Raw genomic sequence first — 22,067 nt, forward strand, 5'->3', positions numbered from 1 at the left:
TGTGCGTTCGTCGTTCCCGGACGGGAAGCGAAAGGGAGCAGATTGAGCAGCGAGAACCAGGAACCCACCTCCGCCGACGCGATCGGCCACCAGGAGGCGGCCGACCGGCTTGTCGACGACTGGGCCGCGCTCAAGGGCTGGGGCGTGAACCAGGTCGTGGATCCGTCCGGTGCCCGGGGGACGGAGGTGCTGCGTGCCGTGCACGAGCGGGTGCCCGACAGTGTTCTCGTCGATGCCGTGGGGCGTACCGCGGACGGGACGCTCACCGAGGTGGTGAACTCCCTGGGTGCACCGTTCAGGACTCCGGGAGGATGGTCACGGCGTCTGCCGAAGAAGCCGACGCGGCTGATCCTGGTCGCACGGGCCGACCTCGTGGGACGGACGCGGACGAGCGGGGAGCCGCAGCGTCTGCTGCGCGCCCTGAGCTACCTGGGCAGTCTTGGCCACACCGTGTTCGTGACCGTACGTGACGCGGGATCCGGCCACGAAACGTCCCACACGCTGCGCATCGCCGCCGAACCGCCGGTCCTGGACGACGTTCCCGTCGAGGTCCGGGCGCTGGCGCTGGCCGAAGCACGCCATGTGCCGTACGCCATCTGGCAGGAGTTGGTCGCCGGCCTGACCGGACAGCGCCCCGAGGCCGACCACTTGGCCCGGGTGGCCGAGCAGCAGAGCGGGCTCGTCGTGGACGCCGCCGGGGAGGCCGCTGTGTCCGTCTCGTTCCGGGACGAGACGGAGGCGCGGCTCCTCCGGGAACTGATCCCGGCGGAGGACCGCGCACGTACCCACCACCATCTCGCCGATCAACTCGTGGGCTCCCCGGGCGCCTACGCCACCACGGCGCTCGCCGCCCACTGCGCGGCAGCGGACCTGGCCGCCGGGGACACGACGTACCCGCGGTTCACCGGACTGCTGCGCCGGATCCATACTGTGGCCCACATCGCGCCCGAGACGCTGATCGAAGCGGCCGAGGGGGCCGGCCTGGAAGAAGCTCCCGGCGGCTCGGTGCTCGCCGACGCGGTGCACGCACGCCACTACGCCCTCCTCCCGTGCGACCAGCCGACCTGGGTGTCCTGGCTGCACTTCCAGGCGACGGTCCGCGGCGACACGGAGCTGGCCGGAGAACTGGCCGATTGCGGTATTCCACTTCCGTGGAGGGTGAGTTGGTCGCGCTGGTGCCCACCTGCCGCCCTGCACCTCTCGTATCTCGGCGGCTGCCCCGGGGTCAGCGATCTGGTGGAGCTGCGCCTGCACGACCGGCCGGTCGTCGCCGCGTTCGGCTACCGGGGCCGGCAGCGCCGGGGCACGCTGCACGAACCACGGAGCGGTGAGGTCCTGGACACGGTGGACTGGGAGCTCGAGCAGCAACCCGAGGAGGTACTGCCGGGCCTGCGCTGGCCGACTGCGGGAGGAGAGGACGACCGCCCCTACCCGGACCCGCTCAACACCGCCCTCCTGGACGCGGGCCCCGTGACCGTCGACGACACCGTGGTGATCGGCGGCCAGAACGGCCTGTTCGGCATCAAGCCCGCACCGGGGACACCCTTCGCCGGCATCACCCACTGGCCGGGCGGCCGCGTCGAGGCCGCCTGCCCGACCGTCCTGAGGGCCCCCGGCACCGTCCCGCGCCACGGCCCCGCCCCTCAACCCGCCGACCTGGACGGCATCTTCGAGGAAGAGGGCGGCACCCTGATCAGTGTGCCCTCGCCGCTGCTTCCCGACGGTCTCACCCACTCCGCCACCCGCGACTTCCTCGTCGATCAGGGCATCCCGTCGTTCCGTGACCTGAGCGGCCTCGGCTTCTACGGCCGCGAACGCGACTCCGACTGGTGGGGAGTGCATCACGGCACGCACACCGGCCCGTTGCCGCCGCTGCCGGAGCGGCTGCTGCGCGAGATCGAGTGGTCCGGCTCCGTCACCGGCGGCCACCCCGGCGATCCCGCCACCCCCAGTGGTCCGTACTTCAGGATCGGCCAGTGGATGGGCGACGATGTCGTCATCGACGGCCCGACCGGGCAGATCCTCCACCTGCCCGATCCGGAATCCGACCGCCCCGGGCGGGCGGAGATCGTGGGGCGGAGCCTGCACGACTTCCTCGCGATGGTCTCCGTGTGGCTGCTCGGCGTCTCCGTGTTCACGGCGTCGGGCGACCGTATCGAGACCCGCGAGATCGCCTCCCGGGTGAAGAGCCTTCAGTCCACCATCGACCCGGTCGGGGCCGCGGCCGGGATCTGGGGTGTGGCGCTGATGGACCATTGAGAAAGTGAAACGAGCGGGCATGGAGACGTACGACCACGAGGAATGGATGTCCTGGCTCGCCCTGGCGGCGCGGGGCCAGGGCGGCGAGGCGGCGGCGTCCGCGGCGGCCGGGGTGGCATCGGAGAGTGCGTGGACGGTGCGCTGGGCGCGCTGGCGTCCGTCGGGTGTCATCGACCCCCGGAATGTGTTCCCCGGCCCGGTCGACGGGCTTGCCCTCGCCCCCGACGGATGGGACCCGCACGGTCGGACGGCGGTCGTCGCCCAGGACGACACCCCAGCCCGTCCCCGATTCTGGGTGTTCGACGCGGCTACAGGGGAGGTGCTCGCCGGACCGTGGACGGGAGCCGTCCCCGAGTTCGGCCGGCGCGAGCCGTTGTGGCAGGACGGGGGCGGTCGGCTGCGGGTCTGGGCCGCGTTCGATCCGTTTCCGGCCGGGCCGCGGCTGGTGCAGGACCAGTTGCGGGTCGGTGACCTCGTGGTGGTGGCGTCGGCGGGCGGGATCTTCGCCGTTGAGGCCACCGAGCCCGGACGGTTTCCCGACGAATTCCCGGGATCGCGGACGCCCGACGACGGGAACCACGGGGACGACGAGGACGACGAGGACGACGAGGACGACTGGGACGACGACGATCTCGACGATCTCGATCTCGACGACCTCGACGACGAGCTTCTCGGCTGGGCCATGCCGTCTCCGCTCAAGGCCCGGACGATGGAGGTCGTGCCCTGCCACGTCGCGCCCGGGCAGGCCGACTTCGCCGCGTCACCGGAGACGGTGTTCGGCACGGAATCCATCGTCCGCCTGCCCGCGTCACTGCTGCCGGCGGAGCTGAGCGACCCCGCGGCCCGCCACACCTTGACCGTGACCGGGCTGCCGTCCCTGTCGGCCGCCGAGATCACCCTGGCCGTCGACCCGGAGACACCCCTGCCCCGGATCGGGGACCTGCCGTTGTACGGACTCGGCGACTGGAACGGCGGCCCGATCGCCGTGCACGGCCCCACCGGCAGGGTCTACCGATTGCCCGGGGACGGCGACTGGGCCGAGGCCGATCTGCCCGACGCCACACCGCCCGAGCCGGACCGCTACGGCGACTGGACCGCGGGGGAGTGGAACGTCGACCACGACGCCCCCCATCTGATGGCCGAGACCCTGGACGCCTTCGTCCGTCTCGTCACCACCTGGGCCGTCGTCAGGGCACATTTCCCGATGGCGTACACACAGAGCGAACTTCTCGGCCTGCGCGACGCACTCGAGGACCGGCTGGAGGCCATCAGCCCCCATGCCGTGTGCAGCTGGTGGACCGAGGGCCTGCAAGAGATCCTGTGACACCTGGAGCCATCCCCTGCACCTGCCGCACCTGCTGCGTCCGCCCGGACCGCGACCGCGTTCGGCCCGGGGGCGCGGGTCCGTTAGGGTCGCGGGCATGACACGTACGGGTGGAGACGGCACCGGCCTCCAGTGGGAGGGCGACTTCTCGCGGCAGTGGGAGGCCGAGCTGCCGCCCGAGGAGCGCGCGCTCGCCGAGGAGCGGGCGCGGGTCGCCGAGGTGCTGCGGCGCGAGCGGCTGCGCGGCATCGTGTGCGCGGCCGTCTTTCTCGCGGCGGCGCTCGCGGCACTGGTCGGACAGGCCGTCGGAGACGCGGGCGCGGTTGCCCTGGGCGCCAACGTTCTGGGTGCGCTGGGCGGCTGCGGCGCGCTGTGGCTCGCGCTGCGCGGTGGGGCCGGAGCCGGTCGGACCGGGCTGTGGCTGATGGTCGGATCGGCTCTGGTCATCGCGGTGGGACAGGCGGTCTGACCCACCCCGACGGGTGCTCCGTGGCTACGTCATCTTGGTCATGTGGGACACGGTCCCGCCGTTGCCCGCGGCGAAGTCGATGTCGTTCTGCTGCTGACGGATGAGCTCCTCGTTGAAGGACTCGTTCTCGTCGTGGTTCTTGGACATCGCGGTGAGCGCGCCGCCGATGTTCGTCAGCTCCTGGGCCAGGTGGTTCATCGACTCGAACATGCCGGTCTGCAGGCCCTCGTAGGCGATGCCGAACTTCTCGCCGATCTCGTCGTCGCCCCACGGCGGCATGTCCGCCTTGTCGGCGAAGGTCGTCAGGCCCTGCACGAATCCATCGACCTGGCCCTTTTCCGGCGCGGCGGGTCCGCCGCTGGTGGGCGCGCAGGCGTTGACGGACGCCAGACCGTTCTGCAGGGCCGCGGCCGCGGCGGCGAAACGGCTGCCCAGGTCCTGGAAGTTGGTGCCTTCCCGAGACAGGGACTGCGTATCGGTACGTATTCCTTCGCGCGGCATGGTGTTCCTCTCGGGTGGGAGGGCTGGTCGGGACGGGATCAGGACCGGGTCAGAACAGGCCGTGCCACATCTGCTCCACGATCACCGACCACCAGTTGCCCGGATCGTCGAAGCACGTGGCGTCGAGGGCGAACAGACGGTCCTGGAGATCTGCGACCGCCGCGCCCGCCTCGTACGGATTCATACCCAGCATCAGGTCGCGAGTCGCGGAGAGTGCGGCGAGGGAGTGCGCGAACGCGGCGGCCGAGGCGTTCACATAACGGCCGCTGCCCGTCGCCGGGTTGGCGGCCCATACGGAGCCCGCCTCCTGCTGCACCGTGATCACGTACCGCCCGTCCGTGCCGATCCGGGTGTGCGCGGAGAGAACCTCGACAGCGGCGGGAGTCAGCTCGGCCCCCAGCTCACGCAGGTGCGTGGCCGCGTCGGTGAACAGGCCGCCCGCAGGCGGGCTGTCCGGCCGGTCGGCGGTGAAGAAGAAGCGGATGTCCGCAGGGAGCCCGGTGCCGGTCAGTGTGGCGCGAGCCGCGTCGGGGAGCGGGACTCCGGCCACGAGCGCGCTGTCGTAGCGCAGAACCGGGATCCTGTCGGGCAGATTCCCGGAAAGGCCGTCCGAGAGGGAGGCCGGAGGAGTCGACGCCGCGTCGGGCAGCGGTGGCCGGTGCGGACGGGGCGGCGGCGCCTGCCCCGTCAGCTGAGCCATCGACTCCACCTGAGCGGTGAGCGCGGCGACCCCCGCCGTCCGCTCGGCCGGATCCGTGCCGTACGGGTGGCTGGACGAGAGAGAGGCCGTGGGGAAAGCGGCGCTGAGCGCGTCGAGGGTGTAACCGCCGGGGAGGGAGGAGGGGCTGAGGTCCGTGTGGACCGCCAGCACGTTCCCCGCGGGGACGCCCAGGCCGTTCAGGTCCGACCATCCCTGGTACTCGACGTGGGGCAGGCCGGGGCCGGAGACCCGGGTCAGATAGGTCTCCTCCCCGGTGCGGGGATCGACGTACGTGAACACGGCCGTGTTCCCCGGGCCGGTCGCGGGACGTGCTTCCGGGGCCGGGGTCTGCGTCGGGGCCTGGCTGTCGTGCCGGGTCTCGTCATGGTCGGAGGTGGTCACGCCTGGGTCTCCATCGGCTGAGGGTGCGGCACGGTCGGGGGAGGTGTCGAGGCTAGCCGACCGTCCGGGACGGCGAACTCCGGGCGGCTCCGCAGAGCCTGCGCGTACTCGGGCAGACCGTCGTCGTCGAACGCGGTCGCGAGGACCCGCGCACGGAGGGGAGGGCCGGCCAGCGTACGGGTGAGCAGCGGCGCCACCGTCAGATACGTGTGGGCCGCGGCCGGGAGCTGTCCGGCCACCGCGTCGTCCGCGGCGACCTCCTCGACGGCCGCGCGCAGCACGACCGGGTCGGCGTAGGCCATCAGCGACGGGTCGGTGAGCAGCCGCGGCAATTGGCCGGCTCCCAGCGCATGGCCCACGATGGCGTCCCGCACATAGGGCTCGGCCCGCGACCAGTCCTGGTCGGGCACCCGGCCGAGCAGCTCCGTGGCGAGGCTCAGGTGCGCGGCCGCCAGGTCGGGCAGCTCGGCGCGGATCGCCTCGGCGAGGGCGGGATGGGCCAGAGCGATCAGAGTCCCGGATTCCGCGCTGGCATCGGCCTCCGAGGTGCTCTCTGTCCCGACGGGCCGTATGAAGGGCCCGGCGAGCAGCATCCCGTCGGAGATCTCGGCCGTCATGTCGCGTCCGGCGAGAGCGGAAGCGAGCGGGACCCACAGGTGCAGGGGCAGCCCGTCGCCCTCGGCGAGCGCCAGGGGGGCCAGCACCGCCCGGAGCACGGCCGGGTCGACGCCGAGCCGTCGCGCGTGCAGATCGAGGACGCCGATGAGGGTGGAGGGTACGTGGTGCTGCGGAGAAGGTGTCGGCTCGGGCGCCAACAGCCATCCCTGTGCGGCCAGTTGAACGATCAGGCGGCTTCCGCCCGCGCCGCCGGCGGTGGCCCGTGCCGCAAGGGCGCCGGCAAGGGCGTCCCGTACCTCGACATGGGTCGTGAACGGCAGCTCGGGCGCCCCGAACGCCGGGTCGAGAGCCGCCTGGGTCTGGAGCAGGAGTCCGTCCGGATCGGCGTACTCGGGTGTGTCCAGATCGATGACCCGGACCGTTCCGGCCGGCAGCGCCGAGCCGATCAGCGCGGCGGTCTCCCGGGAGACGTCGGCCAGCAGCCGTACGGAACCGAGCGCACCGAGCGGCACCAGGAGCTCCCGCGCCATACGCTCCGGCCCGTGTCCTGCCCGGACCGGACCGGCCTGGTCGACATCGGCGACGACGACGGCGCGCTCGGTGTCGCCCGCTCCCAGCTCCTCGTACACCTGGGTGTCCCGCACCGCGTCGATGCCGTAGTGATCGGCGAGCAGCCACAGCACCTGCGCGGGCGTGCGGCCCGTGGCGCTGGGCACGGCGGGCGCGGTGAGCGGGGGAGGGACGGTCGCCGGGTCGAGACGCGTGAGATCGATGCGGTCCCGGTAATCGGGGGCACAGAGCATCAGGAAGCCGGTCAGCAGCCGCGAACGGCCGGACCCCGGTGAGCCGGTGACCAGCGTCACACGGGGCGCACCCGGAGCGCCGGCCCGCCATGCGGCCAGATCACGCAGCGCGGCGGCGCGGCCACCGATGAACGGATGCGGGTCATGGTGCCCGCTCTCCGTACCGGCGCCCTGTGGGCTGCTCGGCTGACTCATGTTCCCCGTCTCCCCCGGTTGTTGCCGCGCCGCAAGCGCACCGCATCACTGTGCGGGCCTACCCGCTCATTGTGCGTCGATCACTCCCTGTCGAGTCTAGTGCCGGATGCTGACAGCGTGTGGTGAGCGTTCGATGATTGACCTGGTGTTCGAGAGACTGGGCCGGCCCGGCTGTCGGAGATGCTGGGCCGATCTGCCGTTCCCGCCGAGCGCCGGCTCGTCCGTCCTTCTTGGGAGATCCCCGTGCGTATCGACTGTTCGGGCCTGACCGCCGATGACGTTCTGTCCGTCGTCGCGGAACGCGTGGACGCCAAGGACGACGGGACGACGACGGTCGACCTGGAGAACGTGCCGTACGCCGGCCCGCTGATCACCTCGGCCGAGCCCCGCCGCATCGCCGAGTCCGTGCCGCTCGCCGTGGAGCGGGAGTTCGGCCTGAAGACGCGGATCGTCACCGCACCCGCAGCGCCTGCTCCGGCCCTGCCGGACGTGCCGGGCCTCGCGCACAAGACCGTGGCCCAACTGGCTTCCGCCGCAGGGGCCTTGGAGCGCCCTGCCGTCCCCCTGGCGGTGTGGAGGTGTCTCGCGCGGGCCGTGCTGAGGACGTCACGCGTGAACGCCTCGAGCGCGCCGACGCCTTCCGTGACGGGGCCTGCCGCAGTATGGAACCGGCCACCCTGCCCGCCGGGTTGACGCATGCTCCGTCCCGCCGCTTCCTCGGCGAGGTCGGCTGGCCCTGCTCCCGTGTCATCGGCGGCCTGTACACCCCCGACCTCAGGGACACCCCGCTGCGTCCGGCCGCCGACCACCCCGGCATGCTCGAAGGGCTCGGCCGGATGGCCTCATGGACGCTGTACCTGGACGGGGAGCGCGGCACGGTCTTCGTCGACGGCGGCGGCGAACTCCTTCCCGTGGCGCGGAGCATGCCCCGGCTCCTGGCGCTCGCCCTTCTGTCCCACCTCGTCCTCAGCATGACCAGCTCGGAGCTGGAGATGGAGGCACTGTCCGAGGCAGCCCCGTCGTGGTTCGCCGCGCTGGACCCGGTCGCCGCGGAGTCACCGCTCTGGGAGGGCGTCTTCGACGATCTCGCGTATGCGTCCGAAGACTACGAGGTGCTCCTCGACGAACTCGGCACAGGTGGCTGACATGCCGCCGCGACCATCAACTGGGGTCACCAGCTGGCATCCGAGGGGTTCGACTATCTGTGACGGGCAGGGCCGGCGGGGCTCCTCCCTGTTCTACCTCGTTGCACCTCATGGACGAGGACGAGCCTGTCTGCCTCGACCCCGAGCTGCATGCGGAACTGAAGCCCTGTGCCTCGACACCCGCACGGGAGAGAGATCGCTGTGCTGACGGCGGCGCGGCGGACCCCGGTGAACGACTCCCTGGAGCACCTGCTGCTCTTCCTGGCGATCACCGACTGGGCGGCGGCCTTCACCCCATAGCAGGGCGCGACGCTCTGGCAGCAGGTGTTCCACGACGACACGGCGTTCCCGCTCGAATGAACCGCGGCGATGCCCGTCCCGCCGAGCATCAGAACAACCCGTGCCACATCTGCTCGATCACCAGCGACCACCAATGTCCGGACTCGGCCAGGCAGTTCGGATCGATCGCCAGCAGCCGCTGCTGGAGGTCGGCCACGATGCGGCCCGCCGTGTACGGGTCCAGGTCGACCATGTGGCCGCGCGTCGCGTACAGCGTGGCGAGCGCGTACGCGAAGGCGGCGACCGAGGAGTTCACGTACTGCAGGCGGCCGTCCAGCGGCATCGCCGCCCAGACCTGGCCGCTGTCCCGCTGCACGGTGATCACGTACACGCCGTCGGTGCCGATCCGGGTGTGTGTGGCAAGGACGTCGGCGGCCTCCGGGGCCAACTGGGCGCCGGTTCCCAGCAGATGGGTACGGGCGTCGGCGAACATGCCGCCCATGACGGGCGGGGCGTCGGGGCTGTCCGTGTCCGCGAGGAAGAACAGCGGGACGTCGGCGGGGATCCCCGCGATGGACAGGGTCGTGCGCGCGGAATCGGGGAGGGCCGCGCCGGCCAGGGCCTGCGGAGTGAAACGGCGTACCTTCTCGCCGAACACCTGCGTGAGCAGCGGGCCGAGCTCCGCGTCCGGCAGGACATGCGTGGGCGGTACGGGGTGGGGGAGCGGGGCGCGACACGGCCGTGGCGGAACCGGCTGACCGGCGAGCCGCGCCATCTCCTCGGCGTGCGAGGTCAGCGCGGCGATCCCCTCGGTGCGCGAGGCGGGGTCCCAGCCGTACGGGTGCGCGTACGACTGGGAGACCCTGGGGAAGGCGGAGTTCAGGACGTTCGCCGTATAGCCGCCGGGGAAGTAGCCGGGGGCCAGATCGGTGTGGATCGCGACGACGTTGCCCGTCGGCACCCCCAGCTGTTCGAGCTGCGTCATCCCCTGGTACTCGACCGGCGGCCGCCCGGGCGCCGAGGTGGCCGTGACGTACGCCTCCTGGCCGGTGCGCGGGTCGACGTACGTGAACACGGCGGTGTTGCCCGGTCCGGTGGCGGGGCGGGGCTGCTGCGGGCCGTCCACGAGGGTGGGCGTCGGAGTCGCCGGACGCGGGGCCGTGGACCCGGACCCGGGCGGCCGGGGCGGCGAAGCGGGCGGGACCGGCGCCGATGAGGGCGCCGACGGGACACCCGCCGCTGCCCGCAACGTCCGCGCACACTCCTCGAGCCCGTCCTCCTCGAACGCCGCGGCGAGCATCGCGGCGCGCTCCGCAGGGCCGGCCTGCGAGCGGGTGAGGAGCGGCGCGACCCGCTGATACGCCCGCGCGGGCGGCGGCAGCTGCCCCGCCGATTCCGCCGTCGCGAACTCCTCCACCGCGGCCCGCAGCACCACCGGGTCGGCATGCGCCATCAGGGATGCGTCGTTGAGCAGCCGCGGCAGTTGACCCGCGCCCAGGACATGGCCGACGACGCCGTCGCGCACGTACGGTCCGGCCTGCGACCAGCCCTGTTCGGGGATCAGTTCCAGCAGCTCCATCGCGAGGACGAGCTGCGCGGCCCGCACATCGGGGAGTTGGGCGAGGATCGCCTCGCCGAGCGCCGGGTGGGCGAGCGCGATGGACTGGGCGTCCCCCTCGCCGTCCACCGCGGTGACGAACGGCCCTACGAGCGCCTTCCCCTGAGCGATGTCCGCCGCCAGATCACGGCCGGCGAGCGCCGAGGCGAGCGGCGCCCACAGCGGCAGCGGCAGTCCGTCGCCCTCGGCGAGGGCGAGCGGCGTGAGAATCGCGCGTAGGGTGGCGGGTTCGCCGCCCAGACGGAAGGCGTGCAGATCGAGAGCCGCGTCGAGCCCGGTGGGAACGTACCGCGTGTCCAGCGGCGGATGCGGGGCCAACAGCAGTCCGGAAACGCTGAGTTGGAGCGTCAGGCGACTGCTGGCCACGGCCCCTGCGGCGCCCGCCGCGAGCGCCTGGGCGAGGGCCCGGCGGCTCGCCGGATCCGCGGCGTACGGCAGTTGGGGTGCGCCGCCGGCAGGATCGAGGGCGGCCTCGGCCTGCAGCACGAGCCCCGCCGGATCCGCGTACTCGGGCGCGTCCAGATCGACGATCGCGGCCGTACCCAGTGGCAGCGCGGCGGTGATCTCGGCCGCCACCTCGCGCGGCACCTCGGCGAGCAGCCGGACCGACGGGACCGAGGCCAGCGGCACCAGCAGCTCGCGCGCCGTCGACAGCGGTCCGCGTCCGGCCCGCACCGGGCCGGCCCGGTCCACATCGGATACGACGATGACGCGCTCGGCGGTGCCCAGAGCCTCGTACACCTCGGCAGTGCGCGCGACGTCGAGGCCGAAGTGATCGGCGAACACCCACAGCAGCTGGGCGGGGGTGAGCCCGGCGGCGCTCGCCACCGCGGGCTCGGGCAGCTCCGGCGGCACGGTCCACGGGTCGAGGGCGTTGAGATCGATGCGCGCGCGATAGTCGGGCGCGCACAGCATCAGGAACCCGGTGAGCAGCCGTGAACTCCCGCACCCCGGCGAGCCGGTGAGCAGCGTGACGCGCGGTGCGCCGGGCGCGACGGCCCGCCAGGCGGCAAGCGTCCGCAGAGCCGCGCCGCGACCGCCGATGAACGGATGCGGCGCGTACCCCGTCTGAGCCGCCTGCGGGGCGAACCCCGGCTGCGGAGCGAACCCGGCGTGGGGCGCCCCGGCCGCCGGACCGCCGGGCTGAATCATGGCTCCCCCTGGATACCTGGCCCGCCGTGGACCCCGTGATCACGTACGGCCGCAGCCTAGTCGGCGTACCGCCTCACGGGCGTACTCGCGTGCTCAGGCCTGCCCGACCTGCCGCCGGTACAGATCGATCGCCGAGTCCGGCGGGAAATTCGGCACGTACATCGTCGATCCGTCCGCCTTCGAGATGACCAGGTGGCTGCCGCCGTAGCTCGGCGGCTCGGTCGGCGGGAACGTCGCGTAGATCAGGAACCCCAGGTCGAACTCCTGGACGTTGAGGGTGGCCGGGGTGCCGTCCGCGCACAGGGGCTGGAACGTCGTCCGGGCGATCGCGAGTGCTTCGTCGGTGGTGCGGGGTGCGGTGGTCAACTTCCGTCTCCTTCAGGCTGGTTGTGCGGACGGCGCCGGAGGCGAGTGCCTCCGGCGCCGTACCGTACCCATGGACAAGAGCCGCGCGTGCGTCAGTTGTGCATCGGCAGCCAGGCCGTCTGCACCAGCTGCGCACCGCCCTTGCGGGTGATGAACATGCCACGGCCCTGCGGCAGCCGCTGCGGCTTGAGCGGGCCGAAGATCTGGCCCTCCGCCGGGTCGCCGGACAGCACGAGACCGGTCGCGCCGAGCTCCTTCATGCGCTGCATGACCGGCTCGAAGGACTGCCGCGCCGCACCCGAGGACGACCGCGCCACGATGATGCGCAGGCCGAGGTCACGGGCGAACGGCAGGTACTCGAGGAGCGACTGGAGCGGGTTGCCCGAGCTGGTGGCCACCAGGTCGTAGTCGTCGACGATGATGAACGCGTCGGGCAGGTCGTACCACGACCGGTTGCGCAACTGCTCCGGCGTGACGTCCGGACCCGGCATACGGCGGCCCATGGAGCCCGCCAGGCTGGTGACGACCTCCTGGAGCTGCGGGCCCGACGCGCAGTACTTGTACAGGTGCGAGTCGGGCATCTCGCCCAGGTGCGCGCGCCGGTAGTCACCGACGACGAGCAGCGCCTTGTCGGTCGCGTACCGCTCCGAGATCTGCTTGGCGATCATGCGCAGGAACGCCGACTTGCCGGACTCGGACTCGCCGTAGACCACCATCAGCGGGTCGTTCTCGAAGTCGATGAACGCCGGCGACAGCGTCGTCTCGTCGACACCGATCGCGACACCCCGCTCGGGGAAGTCGCTGCCCTTCGGGATCTCGCTGATGTGCAGCTTCGTCGGCAGCATCCGTACCGGCGGGGCCGCCGGGCCCTGCCAGTGCTCGGAGATCGCGGCCACCATCTGCTCGATCCCCTGGCCGAGCGTCGTCGCGTCGGACGAGGCGTCGATACGGGGGAGACCGGCGAGCGAGCTGAGCTTGTCGGGGGTCAGACCGCGGCCGGGCATGCCCAGCGGCACGGCCTCCATCTTCTTGCGGTCGAACTCCGACTCCATCGGGTCACCCAGCTTCAGCTCCACACGGTTCAGGAGCTGGTCTCGCAGAGCGGGCCGCACCTCGCTGTAGCGGGCGGCGCCGATGAACAGGTGGATGCCGAAACCGAGACCGCGGGCGGCCAGATCCAGGATGACCGGGTCGAGCTGCTCGTAGTCGGTCTTGAAGGCGGCCCAGCCGTCGATGACCAGGAAGACGTCGCCCCACCGCTGGTCCGGGTACTGTCCGGCGGCGCGCCGCGCCCGGTACGTGCCGATGGAGTCGATGTTGTTGGCGCGGAAGAACTCCTCGCGCTCGTTGAGGATCCCGCGCACCTCGGCGACCGTACGGCGGATCTTCTCCGCGTCGAGCCGGGAGGCGGCGCCGCCGACGTGCGGCAGACCCTCCATCGAGAGCATGCCGCCACCGCCGAAGTCGAGGCAGTAGAACTGCACCTCGGCCGCGGTGTGGGTGAGCGCGAACGCCGACATCACGGTACGGATCAGCGTCGACTTGCCGGACTGCGGACCACCGACCACGAGGGCGTGACCGGCCGAGCCGGAGAAGTCCAGGTACTGGATGTCGCGCCGCTGCTCGAACGGCTTGTCGACCAGCGCCATCGGCACGATCAGCTTGCTCTGCGCCGAGTACTCGGCGGCGTGCAGACCGCGCTCGGCCGTCGCCGACAGCGGCGGCAGCAGGGCGTCCACCGAGGGCGACTCCTCCAGCGGCGGCAGCCACACCTGGTGCGGCGGCGGGCCCTGTCCGACGAGACGCGCCACGATGACGTCGAGGACGGTGTCCGCGAGCGCGTCGTCCACCTGGTCCGGCACCTCTTCGGGCTCCGGCTCCTGGATGATCTGCTGCTCGACCGGCGCCGCGGTGAACAGCACCGGCTGCCGGTGGGTGCGCGACCCGCCGGGCCCCGTACCGCCGGGCCGGTAGACGCCACCGACGTACGCGGCCTTGAACTGGATCATCGTCTCGGTGTCGTACTTGAGGATGCCCGAACCCGGGACGTTCGGCAGGTGGTACGCGTCCGGGACGCCGATCGCCGTACGGGACTCGGCGGCCGAGAAGGTGCGCAGACCGATCCGGTACGACAGGAACGTGTCCAGACCGCGCAGCTTGCCCTCCTCCAGACGCTGCGAGGCGAGCAGCATGTGCACACCCATGGAACGGCCGATACGGCCGATCTGGATGAACATCTCGATGAAGTCCGGCCGCGCGGTGAGCAGCTCGGAGAACTCGTCGAGCACCATGACGAGCGACGGCAGCGGGTCCAGCGGGGCGCCGGCCGCGCGGGCCTTCTCGTAGTCGGTGATGTTGGCGTAGTTGCCCGCCGAGCGGAGCAGTTCCTGGCGGCGCTGCAGCTCACCGGTGATCGAGTCGCGCATGCGGTCGATGAGGGTGAGGTCGTCCGCCAGGTTGGTGATCACGGCGGCGACGTGCGGCAGCTCGGACATGCCGGCGAAGGTCGCGCCGCCCTTGAAGTCGGCGAGGATGAAGTTCAGCGTCTCCGAGGAATGCGTCACCGTCAGCGCGAGCACCAGGGTGCGCAGCACCTCGGACTTGCCGGAACCGGTCGCGCCGACACACAGGCCGTGCGGGCCCATGCCCTCCTGCGAGGCCTCCTTGATGTCGAGCATCACGGGCTGGCCGTCGCGGTCCACACCCAGCGGCACGCGCAGCCGCTCGTGCAGGGTGCGCGGGCGCCAGGTGCGCGAGACGTCCACGGAACCGGCGTCGCCGATGCCCATCAGCTCGGTGAAGTCCAGGTTGGCGAGGAGCGGCTCGTCGCCGTCCGCCGAACCGGCGCGCAGCGGCGCGAGCTGGCGCGCGAGCGCCTCGGCCTCGGTGGCCGACAGGGTGTCGCAGGTGCCGCTGTACTGGGTGCCGCCCTGCGACTCCAGCAGCAGGCTGCCCGGGTGGACCTGCACGGACAGCGAGCCGCGCAGCTCGTCCACGTCGCCCGGGACGACCTCGATGATGGTCACGCCCTGCAGCCCCTCGGCGCCCGCGATGAGCGACTCGTCGGGGATGGTGCCGCCGTCCATGACGACGACGAGGTGCGGGGCGTCGGCGACCGGCGGCCCGTTCGGGTTGAAGCGGCCGCGTCCCTCGAGATCGTCGGCGAGCATGTCCTCGACGTCGCCGAGGTCGTCCACGATCATGCGGCGCGAGCCCGCGCCGTCCACGGTGGCGTCCTGGACGTGCGGCAGCCACTTCGTCCACTCCCACTCGGCCATGGCGCCGGGCGACGCCACCACCGCGACCCGCAGGTCCTCGGGGGAGTGCAGGGTGCACAGCTGGGCGATCAGGGCCCGGGCCGCACCGTAGGTGGTGTCCGGGTCACCGGAGATGCTGACGTGGTAGAAGGACCGCAGCGACACGGCCAGCGGCAGCGCGTCCAGGGTGCCGTGGGTGTCGAGGAACGACTTCATCGCGTGCGCGGTGAGCGGCTCCAGCTCGTCGAGCGGCGCGGTCTCCGGCGCCATCAGCGGCGTCGACAGCTGCTGCGGGCCGAGCCCGAGCCGTACCTGGGTGAAGTCCCCGTCGCTCGCGCGCCGCTCCCACACCCGCCGGCCCTCGGCGACCAGGGCCCACAGCTGCTCCGGGTTCGGGTGCAGGAAGAACTGCCCGTCGCGCTGCTTGCGCGCCGTCGTCCGCACCTCGCGCCGGACCTGGGCCAGGTACTTCAGGTAGTCCTGACGCTCCTGGGCCATCTCGGCGCCGCCGCCCTGGCGCGCCTTGATCAGCTGGGCCAGTGCCATGGCGAGGGTGGAGACGATCATGACGCCACCCATGATCTTCATGATCGACTGTCCCGACGTGAAGAAGAACGCCGACGACGTACCCATGCCCAGCATGGGCAGCAGGCTCATCATCAGATTCTGGTCTTCGGGCCGGGCCAGCTCGGGCGGCGGCTCCAGCTGTACTTCGTTCGTCGGTACATCGGGCGGCAATACCCGAGGCGGGCGCTTGACGATGACCACGCTCACCGAGGCACCAGTCCTTATTTCGTAGGCATTCGTCGGCAATTACGGTTCCGTGCACACAGATGTCGTGCGCATCGGTATATGTCGGACCGCCCCCGTTACCGGCGGTACCCCCAGACCGGAGAGCGAGTGCTCCGGCGTGCCGGATGATCCTACTGACTCCGGTCAACTGACGGGGCCCATGGGGTGAGATGAGACCTGGACGGTACGCTGTCGCCCCGCGCGTGACGTCATCCGAACGCCGCACGGGCGCCGAGCGAACGTCGTCTGCACCAAATCACCGCGGCGCCACACGAATTCTTTACAGCGACGCCACACCAATTTCTTTACAAGGGGGAACCGCGAGGTGAGCACCACCGCTCTTGCCGGGGGCGGGACCGGCTTCTGCCGCGTCACCGTCGCCGCACCGGACGCACGTATCGACGTCGCCCTGCCCGAGGACACGGCCCTGGCCGACATCTATCCCGAGATCCTCCAGCTCTCCGGACAGACCCAGGCCGAGGGCGACCCCACCGGCTACCACCTGGTCCGCCGGGACGGCACCGTCCTGGACGCCGGCCGCTCGCTCGCCGACCAGCGGGTGCTCGACGGCGACGTGCTGCTGCTGCGCCCGTTCGGCGAATCGCTGCCCGCCGCCGTGTTCGACGACGTCTCCGACGCCGTCGCCTCCGCGGTCCGCCGGGACCGTCGCCGCTGGAGCGACGAGCTGATGAGCGTCGTCGGCCTCGCCGCGGGCGTGCTGCTCCTGACGATGATGGCGTTCGCCCTGTGGTTCTCGAACCCGATGGACCGCGACATGAACGGTCTGCCCGGGATCATCTCCGGCGTCGTCGGCGTCCTCCTCGTCGCCCTGTCCGTGGTCCGCGCCCGGGTCTACGACGACCGCGCCGCGTCCACCGCACTGGGCCTCGCCGCCCTGCCGCACCTGCTCCTCGCCGGATCCGGCATCTTCCCGGCCGAGGGCGCCGAGGGGCCGGGCCGGCTGCAGCTGCTCTCCGGCTGCGTCGTGGTGCTCATCGCCTCCGCACTGCTCGTGGTGCTGCTCCCGCACGGCGACGCCGTGTTCGTCGCCGCGGCCCTGTGCTCGGCCATCGGCGCCCTCGCCACCTTCGGCGCCCTGGTCACCGAGGCCCAGCCGCGCGAGGTGGCCGCCGTCACCGCGGTCGTCGCGATCATCGCCGTCGCCTGGCTGCCCGGCCTGTCGGCCCGCTCCGCCCGCCTCCCCATCGGCTACCGCTCGCCCGACCAGATCGCCCAGGGCCGCGACTACGGCCGCGACGAGGAGGAGCACGTCGACTTCGGCCGCATCGGCGCCCAGGTCCGCCGCGGCCACGAACTGCTGCTCGGCCTCGTCATCGGCTGCGCCACCGTCGCCGTCGCCACGGCCGGCGTCGTGCTCGGCTTCTCCGACCAGGTCTGGTCCCAGCTGCTCGCCCTCGCCTGCGGCATCGCCGTGATGCTGCGCGCTCGCCTGTTCGACTACACCGCGCAGGTCGCCTCCCTGGTCGTCGGCGGCCTGCTGATCCTCGGCCTGCTGATCCTCGGCATGTCCCTGCACGTCCCGCAGTCCCTGCTGATCAGCCTGGTGCAGGGCGACAGCGGCCCGCTCAACATCCACACCCTCTGGTTCACCGCCGCGATCGGCGGCGGCGCGGCGCTGCTCGTGGCGGTCGGCCTGACCGTGCCGCGCAAGGGCGTCTCCCCGTTCTGGGGCCGGCTGCTCGACATCTTCGACGGCTTCGTCCTGCTGACCCTCGTCCCGCTGTGCCTCGCGGTGCTCGGGCTGTACAACCAGGTGCGCAGCATGGTCAGCTGACCCCGGACCCCGGCGGCCGTGGTCAGGGCAGTGGTCGAGTGACTGCTATCCTGACTCACGGCCGTTTGTGTACGCGCCCCCGGCAGCAGCTGGGGACAGCGCCCAGCGAGCCCCGCCTCCCGAGTTACGGAAGCTCCCCTGAGATTCAGACCAGGGGCACTCGAAGGCGCTCAAGAATCTACGAGGAGTAAGCGTGGCTCTCGACAACGCTACGAAGAAGCAGATCATCGACGAGTTCGGCCAGAAGGAGGGCGACACCGGCTCTCCCGAGGTCCAGGTCGCCATGCTCTCCCGCCGCATCTCGGACCTGACCGAGCACCTCAAGACCCACAAGCACGACCACCACTCCCGTCGTGGTCTGCTGATCCTGGTCGGCCAGCGTCGCCGCCTTCTGCAGTACCTGGCCAAGAAGGACATCCAGCGCTTCCGTGCCCTGGTCGAGCGCCTCGGCATCCGCCGCGGTGCGGCCGGCGCCCGCTAAGACGCTGTGAAGGGGAGCGGTTCCCGACTGAGGGGGCCGCTCCCTTTGCTGTACGTGCGCACAGGCGCACAGGCTTTGTAGTCTGGTGGCGTACCACCACGAAGATGACGAGGAGAAGCGCACCCCCGCCGCCGCCGGTCCTCGGTAGTGGCCCCCGGAGACGCAAGAGGATCTCCGGGTGCTTCGATCGAAGACCGGCCCGCACTCACGGCGCGCTTCTCCGCAGCGTCCCCCTGCCACACGGGCAGAGAGGGACAAAAGACGTAACAGACGAAAGTAACGGAGAAAACGCTAGTGGAGAACGAGACCCACTACGCCGAGGCCGTCATTGACAACGGCTCCTTCGGCACCCGCACCATCCGCTTCGAGACGGGCCGCCTGGCCCGTCAGGCCGCCGGCTCCGCCGTCGCCTACCTCGACGACGACACCATGGTGCTCTCGGCCACCTCGGCCTCGAAGAACCCCAAGGACAACCTCGACTTCTTTCCCCTCACGGTGGACGTCGAGGAGCGGCAGTACGCCGCCGGCAAGATCCCCGGCAGCTTCTTCCGCCGCGAGGGCCGCCCCTCCGAGGACGCGATCCTCACCTGCCGCCTGATCGACCGCCCGCTGCGCCCGTCCTTCAAGAAGGGCCTGCGCAACGAGATCCAGGTCGTCGCCACGATCATGGCGCTCAACCCCGACCACCTGTACGACGTCGTGGCGATCAACGCCGCGTCCGCGTCCACGCAGCTGGCCGGTCTGCCCTTCTCCGGCCCGGTCGGCGGCGTCCGCGTCGCGCTGATCAACGGCCAGTGGGTCGCGTTCCCGACGCACACCGAGCTCGAGGACGCCGTCTTCGACATGGTCGTCGCCGGTCGCGTCCTCGAGGACGGCGACGTCGCGATCATGATGGTCGAGGCCGAGGCCACCGACAAGACCATCAAGCTGGTCGAGGGCGGCGCCGAGGCGCCGACCGAGGAGGTCGTCGCCGCCGGTCTGGACGCCGCGAAGCCCTTCATCAAGGTCCTCTGCAAGGCCCAGTCGGACCTCGCCGCGAAGGCCGCCAAGCCGACCGCCGAGTTCCCGATCTTCCTGGACTACCAGGACGACGTGCTCGAGGCCCTGACCGCCGCGGTCAAGTCCGAGCTGTCCGCCGCCCTCACCATCCCGGGCAAGCAGGACCGCGAGGCCGAGCTGGACCGCGTCAAGGGTCTGGCCGCCGAGAAGCTGCTCCCGCAGTTCGAGGGCCGCGAGAAGGAGATCTCCGCCGCGTACCGCTCGCTGACCAAGTCCCTGGTCCGTGAGCGCGTCATCAAGGAGAAGAAGCGCATCGACGGCCGCGGTGTCACCGACATCCGCACCCTGGCCGCCGAGGTCGAGGCCATCCCGCGCGTGCACGGCTCCGCCCTGTTCGAGCGCGGCGAGACCCAGATCCTGGGCGTCACCACGCTGAACATGCTGCGCATGGAGCAGCAGCTGGACACCCTCTCCCCGGTGACCCGCAAGCGCTACATGCACAACTACAACTTCCCGCCGTACTCCGTCGGTGAGACGGGCCGCGTCGGCTCCCCCAAGCGCCGCGAGATCGGCCACGGCGCGCTCGCCGAGCGCGCGATCGTGCCGGTCCTGCCGACGCGCGAGGAGTTCCCCTACGCGATCCGCCAGGTCTCCGAGGCGCTGGGCTCCAACGGCTCGACGTCGATGGGCTCGGTCTGCGCCTCGACCATGTCGCTGCTGAACGCCGGTGTGCCGCTGAAGGCCCCTGTCGCCGGTATCGCCATGGGCCTGATCTCGCAGGAGATCAAGGGCGAGACGCACTACGTCGCCCTCACCGACATCCTCGGTGCCGAGGACGCGTTCGGTGACATGGACTTCAAGGTCGCCGGTACCAAGGACTTCGTCACGGCCCTCCAGCTGGACACGAAGCTCGACGGCATCCCGGCCTCCGTCCTGGCCGCCGCCCTCAAGCAGGCCCGCGACGCCCGCCTCCACATCCTCGACGTGATGATGGAAGCGATCGACGTCCCGGACGAGATGTCCCCGAACGCCCCGCGGATCATCACGGTCAAGATCCCCGTGGACAAGATCGGTGAGGTCATCGGCCCGAAGGGCAAGATGATCAACCAGATCCAGGAGGACACCGGCGCCGACATCACGATCGAGGACGACGGCACCATCTACATCGGTGCCGCCGACGGCCCGGCCGCCGAGGCCGCCCGCGCCACGATCAACGGCATCGCCAACCCGACCATGCCGGAGGTCGGCGAGCGCTACCTGGGCACCGTCGTGAAGACGACGACCTTCGGTGCGTTCGTGTCCCTGCTCCCGGGCAAGGACGGTCTGCTGCACATCTCGCAGATCCGCAAGCTGGCCGGCGGCAAGCGCGTGGAGAACGTCGAGGACGTGCTCGGCGTGGGCCAGAAGGTCCAGGTCGAGATCGCCGAGATCGACTCCCGCGGCAAGCTCTCCCTGATCCCCGTGGTCGAGGGCGAGGACGACGCAGACAAGAAGGACGACGCCGACAAGTGACGTCCCGTAGCACCACGACGACGGCCCGCACCTCCTCGGAGGGGCGGGCCGTCGCCCGTACCCAAACCCTGATCAAGGGCGAGAACGGCATCGGTACGGTCCGCAGGACCACCCTCCCGGGCGGCCTGCGCATCGTCACCGAGACCCTGCCCTCCGTCCGCTCGGCGACCTTCGGCATCTGGGCCCACGTCGGCTCGCGCGACGAGACACCGACGCTGAACGGCGCGACGCACTATCTGGAGCACCTGCTCTTCAAGGGCACCAAGAAGCGCAGCGCCCTCGACATCTCCGCCGCGGTCGACGCGGTCGGCGGCGAGATGAACGCGTTCACGGCGAAGGAGTACACGTGCTACTACGCGCGCGTGCTCGACACCGATCTGCCGCTCGCCATCGACGTCGTCTGCGACATGCTGACCGGCTCCCTCATCGAGGAGGAGGACGTCGACGCGGAGCGCGGCGTGATCCTCGAAGAGATCGCCATGACCGAGGACGACGCGGGCGACGTCGTGCACGACCTGTTCGCGCACACGATGCTCGGCGACACACCGCTCGGCCGCCCGGTCCTCGGCACGCCCGACACGATCAACGCGCTGAGCCGGGGCCAGATCGCCCGCTTCTACCGCAAGCACTACGACCCGACCCACCTGGTCGTGGCCGCGGCCGGCAACGTCGACCACAACAAGGTCGTACGCCAGGTCCGCGCCGCCTTCGAGAAGGCGGGCGCGCTCACCGGCACCTCCGCGCCGATCGGCCCGCGCACCGGCCGCAAGACCCTGCGCACGGCCGGCCGGGTGGAACTGCTCGGCCGCAAGACCGAGCAGGCCCACGTCATCCTCGGCATGCCGGGCCTGGCCCGCACCGACGACCGCCGCTGGGCCATGGGCGTCCTCAACACGGCACTCGGCGGCGGCATGTCCTCGCGCCTCTTCCAGGAGGTCCGCGAGAAGCGGGGACTGGCCTACAGCGTGTACTCGTACAGCTCGTCGTTCGCCGACTGCGGCCTGTTCGGCGTGTACGCGGGCTGCCGCCCCAGCCAGGTGCACGACGTGCTGAAGATCTGCCGCGACGAGCTGGACCAGGTCGCGCAGCATGGTCTCACCGACGACGAGCTCACCCGCGCCGTCGGCCAGCTGAAGGGCTCCACGGTCCTCGGTCTGGAGGACACCGGCGCGCTGATGAACCGTATCGGCAAGAGCGAGCTGTGCTGGGGCGAGCAGATGTCGGTCGACGACATGCTGGCCCGCATCTCCGAGGTGACCCCGGACGAGGTGCGTGAGGTGGCCCGCGAGATCCTGGGACAGCGCCCGTCGCTGTCGGTGATAGGCCCGCTCAAGGACAAGCAGGCGGCACGCCTCCACGAAGCCGTCGCGTAAGCCCGTACCTCTCGTACGCCGTATCGA

At 71.2% G+C, this 22,067-nt stretch carries 15 protein-coding genes; 9 read left to right on the forward strand and 6 right to left on the reverse strand.

Features of this window, described 5'->3' with window-relative positions; all coding sequences use genetic code 11:
* The first annotated feature begins 42 nt into the window (after positions 1-42).
* The 3 genes from ABZ930_RS30280 (at position 43) to ABZ930_RS30290 (ending at position 4,052) form a co-directional block, all read left to right on the forward strand.
* Entirely contained in the window at positions 43-2,259 is a 2,217-nt protein-coding gene (locus tag ABZ930_RS30280) for an SUKH-4 family immunity protein (RefSeq protein ID WP_361554636.1), read from the forward strand.
* Positions 2,260-2,278: 19 nt separating this feature from the next.
* Complete coding sequence (locus tag ABZ930_RS30285; RefSeq protein WP_361554639.1) at positions 2,279-3,583, forward strand: SUKH-4 family immunity protein; 1,305 nt, start codon at positions 2,279-2,281, stop codon at positions 3,581-3,583.
* 97 nt (positions 3,584-3,680) lie between these two features.
* Entirely contained in the window at positions 3,681-4,052 is a 372-nt protein-coding gene (locus ABZ930_RS30290; protein ID WP_361554642.1) for a hypothetical protein, read from the forward strand.
* A gap of 24 nt (positions 4,053-4,076) precedes the next feature.
* Here ABZ930_RS30290 and ABZ930_RS30295 read toward each other — a convergent pair whose 3' ends face one another.
* The 3 genes from ABZ930_RS30295 to ABZ930_RS30305 are packed head-to-tail and all read right to left on the reverse strand — an operon-like array spanning position 4,077 to position 7,271.
* Positions 4,077-4,553 carry a hypothetical protein gene (locus ABZ930_RS30295; protein ID WP_361554645.1) on the reverse strand — a complete coding sequence of 159 codons (477 nt, stop codon included), beginning with the start codon at positions 4,551-4,553 and terminating at the stop codon, positions 4,077-4,079.
* A gap of 49 nt (positions 4,554-4,602) precedes the next feature.
* Positions 4,603-5,655, reverse strand: a complete 1,053-nt coding sequence (locus ABZ930_RS30300; protein ID WP_361554648.1) for an SUKH-4 family immunity protein — start codon at positions 5,653-5,655, stop codon at positions 4,603-4,605.
* Positions 5,652-7,271 carry an ATP-binding protein gene (locus tag ABZ930_RS30305; protein WP_361554651.1) on the reverse strand — a complete coding sequence of 540 codons (1,620 nt, stop codon included), beginning with the start codon at positions 7,269-7,271 and terminating at the stop codon, positions 5,652-5,654. Before ABZ930_RS30305 ends, ABZ930_RS30300 begins: the two co-directional genes overlap by 4 nt.
* A 243-nt stretch (positions 7,272-7,514) precedes the next feature.
* Between ABZ930_RS30305 and ABZ930_RS30310 the strand changes: the two genes are divergently transcribed.
* Together ABZ930_RS30310 and ABZ930_RS30315 are read left to right on the forward strand one after the other, a co-directional pair.
* A complete protein-coding gene (locus ABZ930_RS30310; protein ID WP_361554654.1) occupies positions 7,515-7,964 on the forward strand; it encodes a hypothetical protein in 450 nt (149 codons plus the stop codon).
* Complete coding sequence (locus tag ABZ930_RS30315; protein WP_361554657.1) at positions 7,934-8,416, forward strand: SUKH-4 family immunity protein; 483 nt, start codon at positions 7,934-7,936, stop codon at positions 8,414-8,416. Before ABZ930_RS30310 ends, ABZ930_RS30315 begins: the two co-directional genes overlap by 31 nt.
* Before the next feature lie 388 nt (positions 8,417-8,804).
* Here the strand turns inward: ABZ930_RS30315 and ABZ930_RS30320 are convergent, their stop codons facing one another.
* The 3 genes from ABZ930_RS30320 to eccCa all read right to left on the reverse strand — a co-directional run bounded on the left by ABZ930_RS30320 (position 8,805) and on the right by eccCa (position 15,862).
* On the reverse strand, positions 8,805-11,465 hold the full coding sequence (locus ABZ930_RS30320; RefSeq protein ID WP_361554660.1) for an SUKH-4 family immunity protein: 2,661 nt from the start codon (positions 11,463-11,465) through the stop codon (positions 8,805-8,807).
* Between the two features lie 93 nt (positions 11,466-11,558).
* The gene (locus ABZ930_RS30325; RefSeq protein WP_361554663.1) at positions 11,559-11,831 is read right to left on the reverse strand and encodes a hypothetical protein; all 273 of its coding nucleotides are present in this window, start codon (positions 11,829-11,831) and stop codon (positions 11,559-11,561) included.
* A gap of 92 nt (positions 11,832-11,923) precedes the next feature.
* Positions 11,924-15,862 carry a type VII secretion protein EccCa gene (gene eccCa, locus ABZ930_RS30330; RefSeq protein WP_361554666.1) on the reverse strand — a complete coding sequence of 1,313 codons (3,939 nt, stop codon included), beginning with the start codon at positions 15,860-15,862 and terminating at the stop codon, positions 11,924-11,926.
* Between the two features lie 343 nt (positions 15,863-16,205).
* Between eccCa and eccD the strand changes: the two genes are divergently transcribed.
* From eccD to ABZ930_RS30350, 4 genes are all read left to right on the forward strand, one after another.
* Positions 16,206-17,675 carry a type VII secretion integral membrane protein EccD gene (gene eccD, locus ABZ930_RS30335; RefSeq protein ID WP_361554669.1) on the forward strand — a complete coding sequence of 490 codons (1,470 nt, stop codon included), beginning with the start codon at positions 16,206-16,208 and terminating at the stop codon, positions 17,673-17,675.
* A 193-nt stretch (positions 17,676-17,868) separates the two neighbouring features.
* Complete coding sequence (gene rpsO / locus ABZ930_RS30340) at positions 17,869-18,156, forward strand: 30S ribosomal protein S15 (RefSeq protein WP_111667386.1); 288 nt, start codon at positions 17,869-17,871, stop codon at positions 18,154-18,156.
* Positions 18,157-18,450: 294 nt separating this feature from the next.
* Positions 18,451-20,667: a polyribonucleotide nucleotidyltransferase gene (locus ABZ930_RS30345; protein WP_361554672.1), complete on the forward strand. Its 2,217-nt coding sequence runs from the start codon at positions 18,451-18,453 to the stop codon at positions 20,665-20,667.
* Complete coding sequence (locus ABZ930_RS30350) at positions 20,664-22,040, forward strand: pitrilysin family protein (RefSeq protein WP_361554675.1); 1,377 nt, start codon at positions 20,664-20,666, stop codon at positions 22,038-22,040. Before ABZ930_RS30345 ends, ABZ930_RS30350 begins: the two co-directional genes overlap by 4 nt.
* Positions 22,041-22,067: the final 27 nt, after the last annotated feature.

Origin of the sequence: Streptomyces sp. NPDC046716, from assembly GCF_040645755.1 — a bacterium.
In the GTDB taxonomy this organism is placed as follows: domain Bacteria; phylum Actinomycetota; class Actinomycetes; order Streptomycetales; family Streptomycetaceae; genus Streptomyces.